A 312-nucleotide genomic window follows, 5' to 3' on the forward strand; every position below is an offset into this window, starting at 1 on the left:
TACGTCGGGGCTAAATCGCGCCAGCGCTGGCTGTTTTACGCGTATGACAGGCTCCGGAAGACGGTTGTTGCGCACGTAGTCGGTGAACGCACTATGGCGACGCTGGGGCGTCTTATGAGCCTGCTGTCACCCTTTGACGTGGTGATATGGATGACGGATGGCTGGCCGCTGTATGAATCCCGCCTGAAGGGAAAGCTGCACGTAATCAGCAAGCGATATACGCAGCGAATTGAGCGGCATAACCTGAATCTGAGGCAGCACCTGGCACGGCTGGGACGGAAGTCGCTGTCGTTCTCAAAATCGGTGGAGCTG

At 57.4% G+C, this 312-nt stretch carries 1 pseudogene; it reads left to right on the forward strand.

Features of this window, described 5'->3' with window-relative positions:
* Positions 1–312, forward strand: a pseudogene (locus ACLJNW_RS24135) (IS1-like element IS1B family transposase); the annotation flags it as partial.

It is taken from the genome of Salmonella sp. SAL4457 (assembly GCF_046548235.1).
In the GTDB taxonomy this organism is placed as follows: domain Bacteria; phylum Pseudomonadota; class Gammaproteobacteria; order Enterobacterales; family Enterobacteriaceae; genus Salmonella; species Salmonella enterica.